Origin of the sequence: Microbacterium testaceum StLB037, from assembly GCF_000202635.1 — a bacterium.
In the GTDB taxonomy this organism is placed as follows: Bacteria; Actinomycetota; Actinomycetes; order Actinomycetales; family Microbacteriaceae; genus Microbacterium; species Microbacterium testaceum_F.
The window spans coordinates 1,363,196-1,377,919 of record NC_015125.1; the positions used below are offsets into that span (position 1 = coordinate 1,363,196).

The window sequence follows — 14,724 nt, forward strand, 5'->3', positions numbered from 1 at the left end:
AGCGATCCGGCGGCCGGGGTCTGGGGCTACCAGTGACTACGCTAAACCGGTCGCCCGCTCATCCGCAAACGCCACGGACCCGAGGGACACCTCGCGCAAGACGCCCCGGCCGACTGAAGGAGACCCCTGTGACCGAGACCCGTGAAGCACGACTCGTCGAGACTTTCGTCACGCTCACCGACAGCCTCATCGCGGACTTCGACGTCGTCGACGTTCTCCAAACACTGGTGGACCGGGCGGTCGAGCTGTTCGACGCAGCCGCCGGCGCCATCCACCTGCTCAACGCCCACGGGACGCCGGAAGTCGCCGCGTCCACGAGCGAACGGAGCGGGTTCATCGGGCTCCTCCAACTCGACGCGGGCGAGGGGCCCTGCCTGACCGCCATCACGACCGGTCAGCTCGTGACTTCCGAGGACGCCGACGAGCTGCGGCACGGGTGGCCTCTATTCGCGGAGGCCTCGATGGAGCGCGGGTACGCCGGGGTACACGCGATTCCGCTCCGGCTGCGTGAGGAGGTCATCGGCTCGCTCAACCTGTTCCGCGAGACCGAAGGCGCCCTGAACGGTGCCGATGCACGCGCCGCACAAGCTCTCGCCGATGTCGCCACCATCAGCATCCTCCAGCACCGCATGATCGACAGTGCCCACCTCGCTACGGAACAGCTCCAACGTGCGTTGGACAGCCGCGTCGTGATCGAACAAGCGAAGGGATACGTGGCCCGTGCCTTCGGCGTCGAGATGGAAACCGCCCGCGAGATCCTTCGCCGTCACGCCCGCTCACATCAAGTCCGCCTCAGCGCCGTCGCCGAGGCGGTCGCTCGAAACGAACTCCCTCTGACAGAGCTCGGAACTCCCCCCAAGGACGCACCCGATCCGGCGTCCTGAGCGACGCGCCGGCAGGAACGTCAGCGCTCCCCGCGCGCCCGCCCCCACCGCGCGAGGAAGTACAGCACCACGCCCACTGCGAGCAGCACGAGCCCGAAGATCCAGACCGTGAGGCTCTGCTGGCTGAGCAGCAGCACGCACGAGGCGATGCCGAGGATCGGCACGAACGTCCACACGCGGAAGTGCGCGTGCTCGACGCGGTCGCGACGCAGGACGAGCACCGAGATGTTCGCGCTGAGGAACACGAACAGGAGCAGGAGGACGACGGTCTCGGCCAGCAGGGTGAGGTCGCCGACGAGCGTCAGCAGCATCGCGACGAGGGTCGTGGCGAGGATCGCGACCCACGGCGTGCGCCGCCGCGGCAGCACGCGCGACAGCGCGCGGGGAAGGAGTCCCTGCTCGGCCATCCCGTAGGTCAGGCGGCTCGCCATGATCATCGTCAGCAGGGCGCCGTTGGCGACCGCGACCAGCGCGATGAGGCTGAAGAGCCAGGACGGGATCGCCACGCCGCTGGCCTCGACCACCGACAGGAGCGGACCGCTCGAGGCCGACAGCTCCTCGGGCGGGAGCGCGATGCTGCTGGCCAACCCGACCAGGACGTAGACGAGACCCGCCGTGCCCAGGGCGGCGAAGAGGGCGCGGGGGTACACCTTCGACGGCTCCTTGACCTCTTCGATCATGTTCGCCGACGTCTCGAACCCGACGAACGAGTAGTAGGCGATGATCGCCCCGGCCAGGACCGCGGTCGCGACGCCGGTGCCCTCCGGGGCCTGCGCGACGCGCGAGGCGTCTCCGCCTCCGCCGCCCAGAAGCACCCCGACGACCACCACCACGATGACGAGACCGCTGACCTCGATCACGGTCATGACGAGGTTCGCCCCCATCGATTCCCGGATGCCACGGGCGTTGAGCGCCGCGACGATGCCGAGGAACACGATGGCCACCGGGATGACGGGGAGATCCACGAAGGTCGACAGGTACTCCCCCGCGAAGGCGATGGACAGCCCCGCCGCGCTGGTGACCCCCGCGGCCAGCATGCTGAAGCCGACCAGGAACGACACGAGCTTGTTCTTGAACGCGCGTTCCGCGAACACCGCGGCACCCCCGGCACGCGGGTACTTCGTCACGAGCTCCGCGTAGGAGCCGGCGGTCAGGAGCGCGAGAAGCAGAGCGGCCAGGAGAGGAGCCCACAGCATCCCACCCACCCGCTCCGAGAGCACTCCCATGAGCGCGTAGATCCCCGCGCCGAGGACGTCGCCGAGGATGAAGGCGAACAGGAGGGGGCCGCCGATCCCCCGCCGGAGCGTGGAGGGCGCGCTGGTGTCGGTGCTCATTCGGCCGACGGTAGGTCGCCGAGGAGTGCGTCCCGAAGACCGTTGACAGCTCAGCTCTCGTGGATGACGGCCGTCAACTCGGGCAGCAGATCGCGCGCGAGGAACCCGATGCCGACGCGCTCGGTGAGGCGGTCGCCCGCCCGCGCGTGCGTCCACCCGCCCCAGACCGCCGCGCGCTCCGGTTCCATGCCGAGGGCGGCGAAGCCGGCGATCGCTCCCGAGAGCACATCGCCGCTCCCCGCGGTGCCGAGGCCCGATCCTCCGGGCTCCGCACGCCACGCCCGCCCGTCGGGGGCGGCAACGGTTCCGAAGCAGTGCACCACCGCCGAGAACCGGTCGGCGATCTCTCGGACGTCGGCGACACGGTCCTCGTTCAGGTCACGCCCGAGGAGCAGAGCCGCCTCCTCCTCGTTCGCGTTGATGAGGAGGTCGTCGGGAAGGATGCCACGGTCGACATCGGGCAGGATGCCGAGCGCGAAGGCATCCAGGACGAGCCTGTCGACCTCCGCGTCGGCGACGGCGAGAAGCGCCGCGCGCGTGGCATCCGGATCGTCGAAACCCGGCCCGAGGAGGACCGCGTCAGCGGATTCGACGGCGGAGCGCAGGTGCTCGTCGAGGGGCTGGGAGCCCGGCGGGAGGACGTAGACGCCCGCCTCGGGCATCGCAGGTCCCAGTGGTGGCGCGATGTCGGCGGGCACGGCGATGCCGACGCGGCCCGCGCCCACGCGCAGCGACGCCTCCGCGGACAGGAGCACGCCGCCCGGCGACCGGGTGGACCCGCCCACCACGACCACCTGGCCGCGCGACTTCTTCGAGCCGCCGGGCTCGGGGAGCCCCCAGTCGCGCAGCAGCGCGAGGGTGACGTCGTCAGCGCTGGGGGCCATCGTCTTCTCCGGAGTGAACGGTGATGTCGGCACCCTCGGCGGCGAGGTGCCCGACGGACGAGAACGTCGTCAGCTCCCAGCCGGCCTCGCCGCGCTCGAGCTCGGTCACCGAGGCGTTGCGCACGGTGTTCTCGGCGGCGAACGCGAGCAGCTCGGTCTCGTCGAGCGGCAGGAGCACGGCGAGGATCAGCATCACGACCGCATCGTGCGCGACGATCATCACGGTGTCGGCGGGCCGATCGAGGTTCTCGCCGAGGAACGACCGCAGCCGCAGAGCGACGTCAGCCCACGACTCGCCCCCGGGTGGCCGGTGGTAGTACTTGCCGAGGTGCCGGCGCCGCGCCGCCTCTTCGGGGTGGAACTCGCGGACACCGAGAGACGTCAGCAGATCCAGGATGCCGAGCTCCCGGTCGCGCAGCCTCTCGTCGACGCGCGTGCGGGTCGACAGCTCCGCGTCGTCGACCGCGAGCGCGAGGGTCTGCCGCGCCCGCAGGTACGGCGAGACCCAGTACTCGTCGATGGGTCCGGCCGCCTCCCACCAGGTGCGCAACGCCCGCGCCTGTTCCTCCCCCGTGGGCGAGAGGGCGACGTCGGCGTCGCGGATGTCGAGGTCGATCGTCCGAGAGCTCGCGCGTTCCGCTCTCGAGGCAGCGAGGTTCCCCTCGCTTTCGCCGTGCCGGACGAGCAGGAGTCGGGAGACGGTCATGTCGCGACCGTATGACGGCGCCGACGTCGTCCGCACGGGCGTTGACAGAGCGGATGCCACCGACCCCGGGACTGGTCCTGGGGGCTTCAGGGGCGCGCGTGCCCCGAGAGGGGAAGGCGCATCTCGATCTCGTACGAGCCGTCGTCGTGCGCCCGAGACCGGAAGGAACCCCCGAGCAGATGCGCCCGTTCGGACAGGCCGCGATGCCCGAGCCGCGCCGTGGCCGTCTGCGGCGTCACGGGCTCGGTCGGCGCGGAGTTGACGACACGGAGGACGACGGTCTTCCCCGCCTCGACCTCCGCGGTCACCTCCACCCGAGCACCGGGCGCGTGCTTGCGCACGTTCGTCAGCCCCTCCTGGACGGCGCGGTAGACGGCGCGCTGGATCGCCTGCGGCAGACCGGCCGGCAGATCGATGCGCGAGGTGACCTCGAGATCCTCCGTGGCGAGCAGTTCGCCGAGGTGCTCGAGGGTCGGCTGCGGGGTGAGCGGAGCGGCCTCCGGTCCGTCCGCGCGGAGCACGAGGAGCATCTGACGCAGCTCCGTGAGCGTCGTGGCGGCGAGCACGCGGATCGTGTCGGCCGTGTCGATGACCTCAGGGTCCTCCACGCGCACCATCAGCGCGCCGGCCTGCACCGTGATGAGGCTCACCTGGTGCGACACCACGTCGTGCATCTCCCGGGCGAGGTGCGCGCGCTCCTCGGCCACCGCTTCGCGGGCCGCGAGACGGGTCTCCTCGTCCCGTGCACGCTGGAGCTCGGTCAGGCTCGCGGCCAGGCGCGTCTGGCTCCGGCGAAGACGCCCGATCGCCACGGCCCCACCCGACGTCATCGTCGCGTAGACGATCGCGAGCACGAGATCGTTGATCGACTCGATCTCGTCCCATGAGAGCGTGAGGCCGAGGAAGGTCGCCGCGGAGGCGGCCACCAGCGCCGTGGTCGACGACACCCGCGTCGCCACGGTTGCGAGGGCGATCACCGAGGCGATCGGCCCGCCCGTGAGGAAGAGCGCCGGGAGCGCGAGCGCGACGGCCACCAGCGGAAGACGTCGGCGCAGGAGCAGCCCGGCCGCCCCCACCAGGGTGAGGATCAGCTCGGTCAGGCCCGACGTGTAGAGACCGAGGACCCCGTCGAGAGCGGCGACCGCGACGAGCCCGAGATCGACGAGGATCGCCCGATGTCTCACGGCCCATTCCTTCATCAGGCACCACCCGCATCGCGCAGCAGGCCCGCGCGCTCGGCGATCAGCGCCGCCGACACCCGACCCTCGACGCCGAGCTTGCTGAGGATGGTGCTGATGTGCGCCTTGACCGTCGCGGGGCTGAGGAACATCTCGGAGCCGATCTGAGCATTGGACAACCCGCGCCCGAGGTGCACGAGGATCTCCTTCTCGCGCTCGGTGAGGCCCTCGACGAGACGAGTGTCCCCACCCGTCTCGGGGCGGAGATAGCCGGCGACGACCGCGCGGCTCACGGTCGGCGAGAAGACCACTCCGCCCCCGTGCAGCGTGCGCACGAGCTGAGGAAGCTGGCGCGGGTCGGTGTCCTTGACCAGGAAGCCGGCCGCCCCTCCGTCCAGGGCGGCGGCGATGTGGTCGTCGGAGTCGAAGGTGGTCAGGATCGCGACCGTCATGTCCCATCCCCGCGCCCGGATCTCGCGCAAGACGGACAGGCCGTCGCGGCCCGGCATCCGGATGTCGAGGAGGACGACGTCGGGGTGGGTCGCCTCGAGCACGTCGATCGCCCCCACCCCGTCGGCGGTGGCCACGACGTCGATGTCGGCGGCGGCGTTGAGGATGTACGAGAACCCGGTGCGGATCAGTGCTTCGTCGTCGATGACGACGACGCGGATCGGGGAGGCGACGGTGGGGGCCATGCGCCCAGATTAGAGAGCGCGCGCGGTCCGCGAGGGGCGTTCGGCCACGGACTACCCGAACGGACGGGAGCGTAGCCGGTCGGCCGGTGACGAACGGCCCCGGCGCGAACGACAGTGGAAGAGTCCGCACCCGAACCCCGAGGACTCCATGTATACCGCCGAACCGCTCCCCACTCCCGAACGCGCCCGCCGCAACCTCCTCGTCGGCGGCGTCGTCCTCGCCGTCGCGGCCGTCCTCTTCGTGGTCGCGGTGCCGCTCGGCATCCGGGGCCATGGGGTGGCGCACCTCGAGATCGTGGGAGAGGCCCCGGCCCACGCCGTCGTGACCGACGCGGAGGAGCCGCCCGGCGCCGTCGAGCTCCGCACGGCGCCCGTCGCCCGCACGGGGAGCTCCACCACCGCGACGGTGGAGCTCGTCGGCGACTACGCTCCGCGGGCGCGGCTCGTCGCCTTCCGCGAGGGCACGTGGGTCGGCGCGGGCGACCGCATCGTGCTCGACCGCTACGCTGCCGCGCAGGGCGTCGACGTCCTCGTCGAGCCTCGCGAGGGCGCAGCGGATGATGACTGGGACGGCTCCGTCACCGTACGGCTGACCGTCTCGCAGGGTTTCCTGCCCGACACCGACGAGATCGACCTCGCGCTCCCGCCGAGGTGACCCACCTGGAGCCCCTCCCGTGTCTGTCCCCCTCCTCGTCATCGGCCTCGCGCTCCTCGTCTGGGCGCTGTGGAGTCGCGTGTTCCGCAAAGCCACGGTGAACGGACCCATCGTCATGACGGGTCTCGGCCTGCTCGGCGGCGCGCTGCTGCCGATCCAGGGCGAGCTCTTCCTCGAGTCCAAGGCGACGCTGTTCTTCGCCGAGATCGTCCTGGCGTACCTGCTCTTCGTCGATGCGCTCGAGGTGCGCGGGTCGATGCGCTCGCACTTCACCGGGGTGCCCGCGCGCCTGCTCGGCATCGGTCTGCCGTTGTCGCTGCTCCTCGTGCTCGCGGTCGGGCTCGTCCTCCCCCTCGGACTGTCGATCGCCGTGATCCTCGCGATCGCCTGCATCTCGGTTCCGGCCGACTTCTCTCCCGAGACGTCGCTGGTGCGCGACGAACGGGTCCCGGCCCGGGTGCGTCGGTGGCTGAGCATCGAGAGCGGCTACAACGACGGCCTCGTCTCGCCGTTCCTCCTCGGAGCCGTCGCCTTCGCCTCCGCCGGAACGACCTCGGATGCCGGCCGTGCCTTCGCCGTCGCCGCTCCGGCCGGCCTGATCGCCGTCGTCGTCGGCGCCGTCGCGGGAACGGCGATCGGCGGAGCGATCCGCTTTGCGGACCGTCGAGGGTGGACCGAGCCGCAGAGCATGCGCATCGCCTTCATCGCCGCTCCCCTGATCGTCTTCGGCCTCGCCCTCCTCCTGCAGGGCAACGGCTTCGTCGCCGTGTTCGTCGCCGGCGTGGCGGTGCGGCTCACCCGTGGGACCGATGCGCTCGCGGCCGCCGAGATCGCGCTGCTCGACGACCTCTCGTGGCTGCTGAACCTCCTGCTCTGGCTGGCCTTCGGGTTCGCCTCGATCGTCCTGCTCAGCGAGACGTACGACTGGTGGCCTGCGATCGTGCTCGCTCTCGTGGCCCTGACCGTGGGGCGATTCCTGCCCGTACTCCTCTCGCTCGTCGGCACCGAGGCGACCCCGAAGGAACGCCTGTTCGTGGCGGCGATGGGGCCGCGAGGGGCGGCATCCATCGTCTTCGGACTCATCGCCGCCAACGCGCTGCCCGGCGAAGAGGGCTTCCTCGTGCTCGCCGCGACCTGCATGGTCGTCCTCGGGAGCGTCATCCTGCACGGCATCGCCGGTCCGCTGCTGGTCCGGCGCCTGTGGCCTGCTCGCGCGCGGACTCCCTGACCCGGTCGGCGTCGGGCATGTCATCCGATCGGATGACACCCCGGTCCGAACGGCCGATGCGCCCCCGCACCGCGACCAGAAGCATGGAAAGGGATGCCACACCCCTGGCATCCCCGTCGGACGGAGGACCGATGTCCCAGGTGTCCACCTTGCCCGAGCGCGCCCCCGCGACCCCCCGGGTCTCGCGGGCGACGTTCCCGCTCCGCCCCCGCGGGTCCGCCGCGTTCCTTCGGCGGCGCCTCGGAACCCTGGCCATCGCGGCGGCCGTGGCGGCGGTCAGCCTCGTGACCATGCGCACCGACATCGCGCGCGTGGGAACGGGGCCGTTCGACCTCCGCGACATGCTCCTCGCACTGATGAGCGTCGATCGCCCCACGACGTTGGCGGTGGTCCTCGCGGTGACCCTCGTGGTGTGCGGGTTCGCGGAAGGGGCGTTCGGCACCCGCCGACTGCTCGCGACCTTCTTCGGCGGCGGAATCGTCGTCGGTGTCATCGGCCTCGCCGTGGGGGTCTTCGAGGACCGGGTGATCCCCGCGATCCCGCTGAACGACATGCCGGTGTCGGGTGCTCCCCCGCTCGCCGGACTCCTCACGGTCGCGATGGCCGCGAGCTGCTTCGCGTCGCCGCTCTGGCGCCGGCGGATCCGCCTCGGCAGCGTCGTGTTCGCGCTCACCCTCTTCCTCTACGCCGCCTCGGCGAGCGACATGTACACGCTCATCGCCCTGCCGGTCGGCGTCGGCGCCGGTCTCCTCCTGGGCGGGTCGAGCGCTCCCGGCGTGCTGCGGAGCTCCCTACGGGAGAAGCGCGTGCTGCTGGCCGCGCTGACCGCGATCATCGCCGTCGGCCCGGTCATCGCCACCCTGTGGGGGTCGGGGGCGGGTCTTCTCTCGGTCTACGGCTGGCTGTCGTACGACCCGCTCGCGACGGTGAACGACGTCGTGTGCGCGATCGGTTCGGATGCCGCGCCGTGCCCCTCCCCCGTCAATGCCTACGCCGAACTCCAGCCGTGGGCGGGGTGGATCGCGCTCCTGCCGCAGCTGGTCCTCCTGATCGCGGCGTGGGGGATCCTGCGCGGGCGCCGCGGGGCGCTTCACCTCGCCGTCGTCGTCAACGTGCTGACGTTCGTCGCCATGGTGGGGCTCGTCACGGTGAGCGAGATCGACACCCTCGAGCAACTCGCCGACGCGCGCGCCGCCTTCGCCGTCGTCGACGCCTGGCAGACCGTGCTCAGCATGGTCGTCGGCGCGCTCCTGCCCCTGGCCGCGGCCGTCATCCTCCTGCGCTTCCGTTCGGCGGCCCAGATCCCGTCCGCGCGCGCCGTCCGGCGGCGTTTCGTCACGACGATCGCCGGCGCGGCGATCATCGCCTCGGCGCTGGCGCTCGTCGGCATCCTGGCGTTCTCCGGGGGATTCCGTCCGTGGCCCGACGTGTCGACGCTGGTCGCCACGCTGCCGCTACGGCTCCTCCCGCCGTCGCTGCTGCCCGCGGAGGCCCTGGCGTTCGTGCCGGTGACGGGCGCGGCGCAGACCGCGTGGTACCTCCCGCCGTTGCTCTTCTGGATCGCGGTCGTGGTCGCCACGGTGCGGTTCATCGCGGGCTCGCGCGCCGAGGCGGGGACCCCCGACCGAGAGCGCGCGCGAGCCCTGCTCTCCGCCGGTTCGGGCGACACCCTCGGCCACATGGCCCTGTGGGAGGGGAACTCGTACTGGTTCTCGCCCGACGCCCGGGCCGCCGTGGCGTACCGCGTGCGCGGAGCCTTCGCCGTGACCCTCGGCGGTCCGTTCGGCCCGGATCGCGACGCCGAGACCGTCGGCCGCGACTTCGCCGACTTCTGCGAACGACAGGGCTGGACCCCCGTGTTCTACAGCGTCGACGAGGCCGACCGGACGCGCCTCGAGCCACTCGGATGGCCGCGCCTGCAGGTCGCCGAGGAGGCTTTCCTCGACCCGACGACCTGGACTCCCGCGGGCAAGAAGCGCCAGGACGTGCGCACCGCGACCAACCGGGCGGAGCGCGAGGGCGTCACCGCGGACTGGACCCGCTGGAGCGCGCTGTCGTTCCTCGAGCGCAGCCAGATCCGCGACATCTCCGAGGCGTGGGTCGCCGACAAGACCATCCCCGAGATGGGCTTCACGCTCGGCTCGACCGACCAGATCGACGACACGTCGGTACGCCTGCTGCTCGCCCGCGATGCGCACGGCCGCATCGTGGCGTTCACGAGCTGGATCCCCATCCACCGCGACGGCGCCGTGGCCGGGTACGCGCTGGACGTCATGCGCCGCCGCGACGAGGCGATGAACGGCGTGATGGAGTTCCTCATCGGCCGCGCCGTCGAGCAGCTCCGCGCGGACGGGATGACGGTCATGAGCCTGTCGGGCTCGCCGCTCGCTCGCCACTCGACGGTCGCCGAGCACGAGCGCAGCCCGCTGGATCGCGGACTCGACACCCTGAGCGCGCTGCTCGAGCCGGCCTACGGCTTCCGATCGCTGGCGAACTTCAAGAAGAAGTTCCAGCCCGAGTTCTCGCCCCTGTGGATGGTGTATCCGGATGCCACCCAGCTCCCCGCCATCGCCATCGCGCTGATCCGCTGCTACATCCCCGGACTCACGCTGCGTCAGGCCGCGCAGCTGGGTGGAGCGCTGCGCCGAGCTCGGGAGGGCGCTGCGGCCTGAGGCCGCCGGGTCCTATCGTGCTTCTATGTCTCCGACTCAGTTCCTCGGCGTGGCCGCCGCGACGGTGCTGCTCATTCTGGTGCCCGGCCCGAGCGTGATGTTCATCGTCGGCCAAGCGCTGGCGAGGGGGCGCGGGGCGGCCCTGCTGAGTGCGGGCGGGAACGCCACCGGAGCGTTGATCGCCGGCCTGCTCATCGCCCTCGGGCTGGGCGTCCTGGTCACTGAGTCCACACTCGTCGTCGAGATCATGCGCTACCTCGGGGCAGGGGTGCTGGTGATACTCGGGGTGACGGCCATCGCCACGGCAGGACGCACGGTTCGCCCCCGGGCCGCCGCCCCGTCGCGGGCCGCCGGCGACCGCCCGGGGATCAGATCCTTCCTCGCCGCCGTGGTCGTGGGAGCGACGAACCCCAAGGTCTACATCATCTTCGCCGCGCTGCTCCCGACCTTCGTCGACCCGTCGTCGTCGGTCCCGGCGGGGACTCAGATGGTCCTGCTGGCCGCGGTCCCCGTCGTCATCGGGCTGCTATCGGATGCCGCGTGGGCGGTCGGCGCGAGCTGGGCTCGAACATCGATCGTCAATGCACCGTCGCGCATGAGGCTCTTCCAACGGATCGGGGGCGGCTGCCTCGTGGCGGTGGGCGGGTTCACGGCCCTGCACCGCAGCTGACGGGTCGGCTGCGACCGCCGGTCCGGGTCCCCCGGTCAGCGCACCGCCGCCAGCACGACCGGGTCCGAGCACCCTCGCGCGAAGCCCTGGATGCGCCGATCCATGTCGCGCTGCAACACGATCACGCCGATGCGTTCGGCCAGCGGCGCCAGCCACTTCGGGCGGCAGGCGAAGTTGTACCGCCAGACGGCGAGGGTGCTGCCGGGATCGTCGGCAACGGGCGTGAACTTCCACCCGCCCGCGAGACGCTCGAAGAACCAGGACCCCTTCGTCATCTTCATGCCGACATTCGAGGGTGGGTTGTAGGAGACGTACTCGCTCTCCATCCGGAAGCCGAAACGCTGCACCGTGTAGGTCCGCACGCCCTTCCCGGGGGCGGTCGCCCCGTCGACGAAGTACTGGCGACGGATGAACGGGTCCCAGCGCTTACGGGTCTCGCCCGTGGTCTGCGAGACGGCGAACGCGACGTCCGGCGCGACCGGGACGACACAGCGGGACTCGATGACGGGCATGGACCCATCGTGACAGGCCCGACCGGCCCGCACGGGTCGTGGACGTGAGCGCAATACCCTCGAAGAATGGCCATGCGGGAGAAGCAACGGATTGCACGGTGGTCGGGCGTAAGCCGGAAGCCATGAGCCAGGACGTCGCTCTCGACCCGCGCGGGATTCGCCGTCATCTTCTGACGGTGCTCGCGATCCTCTGGGCGTTGGCGGCACCACCGCTCGTCTGGTGGTTGGGCCTCGTGCTGTGGCGTGAAGCGGCCTCGTGCGATCCGCCGAGCCCACCGGCGACGATCTCTCTCACGTGTGCTCTGGTGTTCCTCGCCGTGGGCGCTGGAGTGGTGCCGGTTCTCATCGCCGCCAAGGCTCGCCGATGGATGCCGTGGGTGGCGCTACTCCCCTCACTCGGCGTGTTGGCGGTGTACACGATGATCATGATCCCCGCGATGACGTTCGGTCTCTCCGGTCACCCCGATCGCGTAGCCGACGCGATACCCGACGTGTTCGTCAGCTACGCGCCCTCGCTCGCCGTCGCCGGCTCGGCGGCGGTCTCGCTGCTCGCGAACAAGTCCCTGCGCGGAATGTTCGTCGCCCTGTCGTCCTGGGCGCTCGTGATCACCGCTCTCGCCCTCTGGGCAGCGTTCGCCACCCAAGCGGCCTGCGGGGTCGGGCGATGAGGTGATCGGTCCCTTCCGGCCGCGCGGACCGACACGCACCGTCACGTCGGCGACCGATCGTTGCGCGCGGTGACCCCGGGTTTGCGCGACGACTGTGACCGGCGGAGAGTGTCCCGGTGACCACCGCTCCCGCCCTCGACATCCCGCACGCCGACGCCACCGTTCTCGACAACGCCGCGTGGCACTCGCTCGCGGGCCCGCACTCCTCGTTCGCGATCGGCGGCGACCTCGTCCGCCGGTATCCGGCCGACGTCGCGCCGTTCGTCGCCGTCCGCACGTGGGACGAGCCCGGCGTCTGGGACGCCCTGCGCGACCTCGTCGGCCCCGGCGCCGACGTGGGTCTGTCGGGCTACGAGGGGGGCTTCCCCGACGGGTGGGAGTATCTCGGCGGCGGCGAGGGCGTCCAGCTGGTCGAAACCGAGGCGCTGCGGCCCCGTCCCGACGACGAGGCGATCGAGCTGGGGGCGGATGACGCCGCCGACATGATCGCGATCGTCGACCGCAATCAGCCCGGCCCGTTCCGGCCCCGGACATACGAGCTCGGCCGGTACATCGGCATCCGTCGCGAGGGTCGGCTCGTCGCCATGGCGGGCGAGCGCCTGCACCCGACCGGTTGGACCGAGATCAGCGCGGTGGCCGTGGATGCCGATCACCGCCGCCAGGGCCTCGCCTCGCGCCTGGTGCTCGACGTCGCCTTCCACATCCAGCAGCGCGGGGACCGTGCTCTGCTGCATGCCGCCGCGGCGAACGTCAACGCGATCGCGGCCTACGAGAAGCTGGGTTTCGCGCTGCGTCGGCGCAACAAGTTCGCGTCGGTGCGCACGCCGGCCTGACCGGATCGCCCGCCCGACGCCCCGTCGAAGGCGAAGACATCCGTTTCCGACGGAAACGTGACCCTCGACCGAGGCTACGGACCGATCGCGATGGGGGTTCCCAGCGGCAGGAGTCGCGCGAGCTCAGTGATGTCGGCGTTCGACATGCGAATGCATCCGTGGCTGACGGACTGCCCGATGGTCGACTCGTCGTCTGTGCCGTGGAGACCGATCTGTCCGGGCCCCCCACCGAAGCTCGTGAGCACGTCGGAGAAAGCGGACAATCCGAACGCGTAGGGCCCGTAGCCCGCGTTGGTCGGTTCGATGAGCTCGGTCAGGAAGAAGGAGCCGTGCGGCGTGGGGGTCCCTCCCGTTCCCGTGGCGATCGGGTAGGTCTTCACTGATCGACCGTTCTCCGTCAGCGTCAGCGTGTTGCGATCCGTCGAGACCTCGAGGCCGTAGGCGAGCGCGTGGAGGGTGACGTCCTGCACGCGGACCCACCCCGTGCTGCCGTTCGGCCGTTGCGGCAGAGCGACCTCCAGCCAGTCATCGTGACGCGCGACGACGAGAAGGGTCAACGGCGCCCCCGATTCCTGCGGGTTCGCGAGGGTCTGCGTCGCGTCGCCGCCGGGCTCCGCGGAGACCGCGAGACGATCCGCGGTGGCGGTCGCGGAGGTCGCGGCGGCGGTCGCGCTCGGCGCGGGACTGCTCGGCGGAGCCGTGGCGAGAGAGGGGGAGCCGGTCGGTGCCGCGGTCATCACGATCGGGCTCTGCGGAACGCACCCGGCGAGTAGGAGGACGACCAGCAGCGCGGATGCGACGAGCTGCGAGTGAGCGAGCGAGCGGCGGATCACGGGGCTCTCCGGGGTCGTAGGTATCGGCGTACCGGGCCGGAACGGATGTGCCGGCCCGGTACAGGGCGAGCGTTCGGGGTCAGCCCGTGAAGCTGGCCGCGCGCTTGACGGGCGTCGCGGCGGGCGCGAGGGGCGCATCGACGGGAGCGACGACGGGAGGGGTGGCACCGGGGGCAGGGTCGGAAATCACCTCGAAGCTCACCAGGTCCGAAACGATGCTGAGATCGTTCGAGGCCGCCCGCAGCTGGAACGTTCCCACCTGCGCGTAGGCGCTCCCCGTCTGGGGGACGTACGAGAGAGTCACCTGGCCCGCTGCGTCCGCCACGGCGGTCGTCGGGAGCTGCGTTCCCGACGTGGCATCCGAGACGCCGAACGCCACCGTTTCGCCGGGTGTGAAGCCGGAGAACGTCGCCGAGACGCCGGTCGCGAGGTAGTCGGAGATCGCCAGCGACGACGGCGACACCGTGGCGGTCGGTCGGGGCACGATCGTGACGGTGGTCGAAGCCACTGCTGAGCCGCTCGAGTCCGCGACCGAGATGGTGTGCGCGCCCACCGTCACGCTGTCGGGCAGCCACGCGTCGCCGTCGTAGTCGCCGTTGGCGTCGGCGGTCTCGGTGCTCCCCGTGAGCGGGTCGGTCGTGAGCGCGGCGCCGTCGAGATCGAACGTGAGCGTGTCGCCGGGGGTGATCCCCTGGGCACTCAGGAGGACGAGTCCGCCGGCCGTCGCGGTCGACGGGCTCGCGGTCAGGCTTGCCGATGAGGCCTGCGCGGAGACGGCGCCGCCGAGAGCGACGGAGACGGCGAAGGCCGTCGTGGCGAGGAGCGCGGCGGAGCGTCCGACCACGGAGTGACGTGGGACTGTCGAGTTCGACATACGGGTTCCCTTTCCAGGATGTGGGGCGCGACATCGTGAGTGCGCGTGTCGTCGCCGGCTGTGGTGGTGCCCCGGAGAGACGAGTGCGCGCGTCGCGG

15 protein-coding genes are annotated in these 14,724 nt (G+C 71.2%); 7 read left to right on the forward strand and 8 right to left on the reverse strand.

Going from position 1 to position 14,724, the window contains the following annotated elements; all coding sequences use genetic code 11:
- The first annotated feature begins 128 nt into the window (after window positions 1-128).
- Window positions 129-884: a GAF and ANTAR domain-containing protein gene (locus tag MTES_RS06275; RefSeq protein ID WP_013584377.1), complete on the forward strand. Its 756-nt coding sequence runs from the start codon at window positions 129-131 to the stop codon at window positions 882-884.
- Between the two features lie 20 nt (window positions 885-904).
- Here MTES_RS06275 and MTES_RS06280 read toward each other — a convergent pair whose 3' ends face one another.
- The 5 genes from MTES_RS06280 to MTES_RS06300 form a co-directional block, all read right to left on the reverse strand.
- Window positions 905-2,218 carry an APC family permease gene (locus MTES_RS06280; protein WP_013584378.1) on the reverse strand — a complete coding sequence of 438 codons (1,314 nt, stop codon included), beginning with the start codon at window positions 2,216-2,218 and terminating at the stop codon, window positions 905-907.
- Between the two features lie 50 nt (window positions 2,219-2,268).
- Window positions 2,269-3,102, reverse strand: coding sequence for an ADP-dependent NAD(P)H-hydrate dehydratase (locus tag MTES_RS06285; protein WP_013584379.1), 834 nt, complete (start codon window positions 3,100-3,102; stop codon window positions 2,269-2,271).
- Window positions 3,086-3,808: a histidine phosphatase family protein gene (locus tag MTES_RS06290; protein WP_013584380.1), complete on the reverse strand. Its 723-nt coding sequence runs from the start codon at window positions 3,806-3,808 to the stop codon at window positions 3,086-3,088. The genes MTES_RS06285 and MTES_RS06290 overlap by 17 nt, the downstream gene beginning before the upstream one ends.
- Window positions 3,809-3,894: 86 nt before the next feature.
- Window positions 3,895-5,007: a sensor histidine kinase gene (locus MTES_RS06295; RefSeq protein ID WP_013584381.1), complete on the reverse strand. Its 1,113-nt coding sequence runs from the start codon at window positions 5,005-5,007 to the stop codon at window positions 3,895-3,897.
- Entirely contained in the window at window positions 5,007-5,681 is a 675-nt protein-coding gene (locus tag MTES_RS06300) for a response regulator (RefSeq protein WP_013584382.1), read from the reverse strand. Before MTES_RS06300 ends, MTES_RS06295 begins: the two co-directional genes overlap by 1 nt.
- Before the next feature lie 148 nt (window positions 5,682-5,829).
- Here MTES_RS06300 and MTES_RS06305 point away from each other — a divergent pair, with 148 nt between their 5' ends.
- The 4 genes from MTES_RS06305 (at window position 5,830) to MTES_RS06320 (ending at window position 10,906) form a co-directional block, all read left to right on the forward strand.
- Window positions 5,830-6,336, forward strand: coding sequence for a hypothetical protein (locus tag MTES_RS06305; protein WP_013584383.1), 507 nt, complete (start codon window positions 5,830-5,832; stop codon window positions 6,334-6,336).
- Between the two features lie 19 nt (window positions 6,337-6,355).
- The gene (locus tag MTES_RS06310; RefSeq protein WP_013584384.1) at window positions 6,356-7,564 is read left to right on the forward strand and encodes a cation:proton antiporter; all 1,209 of its coding nucleotides are present in this window, start codon (window positions 6,356-6,358) and stop codon (window positions 7,562-7,564) included.
- Window positions 7,565-7,695: 131 nt separating this feature from the next.
- Window positions 7,696-10,236, forward strand: a complete 2,541-nt coding sequence (locus MTES_RS06315; RefSeq protein ID WP_013584385.1) for a bifunctional lysylphosphatidylglycerol flippase/synthetase MprF — start codon at window positions 7,696-7,698, stop codon at window positions 10,234-10,236.
- 25 nt (window positions 10,237-10,261) lie between these two features.
- Window positions 10,262-10,906, forward strand: a complete 645-nt coding sequence (locus MTES_RS06320; protein WP_013584386.1) for a LysE family translocator — start codon at window positions 10,262-10,264, stop codon at window positions 10,904-10,906.
- Between the two features lie 35 nt (window positions 10,907-10,941).
- Here the strand turns inward: MTES_RS06320 and MTES_RS06325 are convergent, their stop codons facing one another.
- Complete coding sequence (locus MTES_RS06325) at window positions 10,942-11,418, reverse strand: SRPBCC family protein (RefSeq protein WP_013584387.1); 477 nt, start codon at window positions 11,416-11,418, stop codon at window positions 10,942-10,944.
- Between the two features lie 122 nt (window positions 11,419-11,540).
- On the opposite strand from MTES_RS06325, the gene MTES_RS06330 reads away from it, so the two are divergent.
- Together MTES_RS06330 and MTES_RS06335 are read left to right on the forward strand one after the other, a co-directional pair.
- Window positions 11,541-12,086, forward strand: a complete 546-nt coding sequence (locus MTES_RS06330; protein ID WP_043361113.1) for a hypothetical protein — start codon at window positions 11,541-11,543, stop codon at window positions 12,084-12,086.
- A 116-nt stretch (window positions 12,087-12,202) separates the two neighbouring features.
- Window positions 12,203-12,919: a GNAT family N-acetyltransferase gene (locus MTES_RS06335; RefSeq protein ID WP_013584389.1), complete on the forward strand. Its 717-nt coding sequence runs from the start codon at window positions 12,203-12,205 to the stop codon at window positions 12,917-12,919.
- A gap of 74 nt (window positions 12,920-12,993) precedes the next feature.
- Here the strand turns inward: MTES_RS06335 and MTES_RS06340 are convergent, their stop codons facing one another.
- Window positions 12,994-13,752 (reverse strand): L,D-transpeptidase, encoded by a 759-nt coding sequence (locus MTES_RS06340; protein ID WP_013584390.1) that lies wholly within the window; start codon window positions 13,750-13,752, stop codon window positions 12,994-12,996.
- Between the two features lie 79 nt (window positions 13,753-13,831).
- The gene (locus MTES_RS06345; RefSeq protein ID WP_013584391.1) at window positions 13,832-14,626 is read right to left on the reverse strand and encodes a hypothetical protein; all 795 of its coding nucleotides are present in this window, start codon (window positions 14,624-14,626) and stop codon (window positions 13,832-13,834) included.
- Window positions 14,627-14,724 lie beyond the last annotated feature (98 nt).

What these genes read in the sequence shown, in the direction of transcription:
- MTES_RS06280 (WP_013584378.1), bottom strand. Translation starts at nt 2,218, where the DNA reads ATGAGCACCGACACCAGCGCGCCCTCCACGCTCCGGCGGGGGATCGGC.
- MTES_RS06285 (WP_013584379.1), bottom strand. Translation starts at nt 3,102, where the DNA reads ATGGCCCCCAGCGCTGACGACGTCACCCTCGCGCTGCTGCGCGACTGG.
- MTES_RS06290 (WP_013584380.1), bottom strand. Translation starts at nt 3,808, where the DNA reads ATGACCGTCTCCCGACTCCTGCTCGTCCGGCACGGCGAAAGCGAGGGG.
- MTES_RS06295 (WP_013584381.1), bottom strand. Translation starts at nt 5,007, where the DNA reads ATGAAGGAATGGGCCGTGAGACATCGGGCGATCCTCGTCGATCTCGGG.
- MTES_RS06300 (WP_013584382.1), bottom strand. Translation starts at nt 5,681, where the DNA reads ATGGCCCCCACCGTCGCCTCCCCGATCCGCGTCGTCGTCATCGACGAC.
- MTES_RS06305 (WP_013584383.1), top strand. Translation starts at nt 5,830, where the DNA reads ATGTATACCGCCGAACCGCTCCCCACTCCCGAACGCGCCCGCCGCAAC.
- MTES_RS06315 (WP_013584385.1), top strand. Translation starts at nt 7,696, where the DNA reads ATGTCCCAGGTGTCCACCTTGCCCGAGCGCGCCCCCGCGACCCCCCGG.
- MTES_RS06320 (WP_013584386.1), top strand. Translation starts at nt 10,262, where the DNA reads ATGTCTCCGACTCAGTTCCTCGGCGTGGCCGCCGCGACGGTGCTGCTC.
- MTES_RS06325 (WP_013584387.1), bottom strand. Translation starts at nt 11,418, where the DNA reads ATGCCCGTCATCGAGTCCCGCTGTGTCGTCCCGGTCGCGCCGGACGTC.
- MTES_RS06330 (WP_043361113.1), top strand. Translation starts at nt 11,541, where the DNA reads ATGAGCCAGGACGTCGCTCTCGACCCGCGCGGGATTCGCCGTCATCTT.
- MTES_RS06345 (WP_013584391.1), bottom strand. Translation starts at nt 14,626, where the DNA reads ATGTCGAACTCGACAGTCCCACGTCACTCCGTGGTCGGACGCTCCGCC.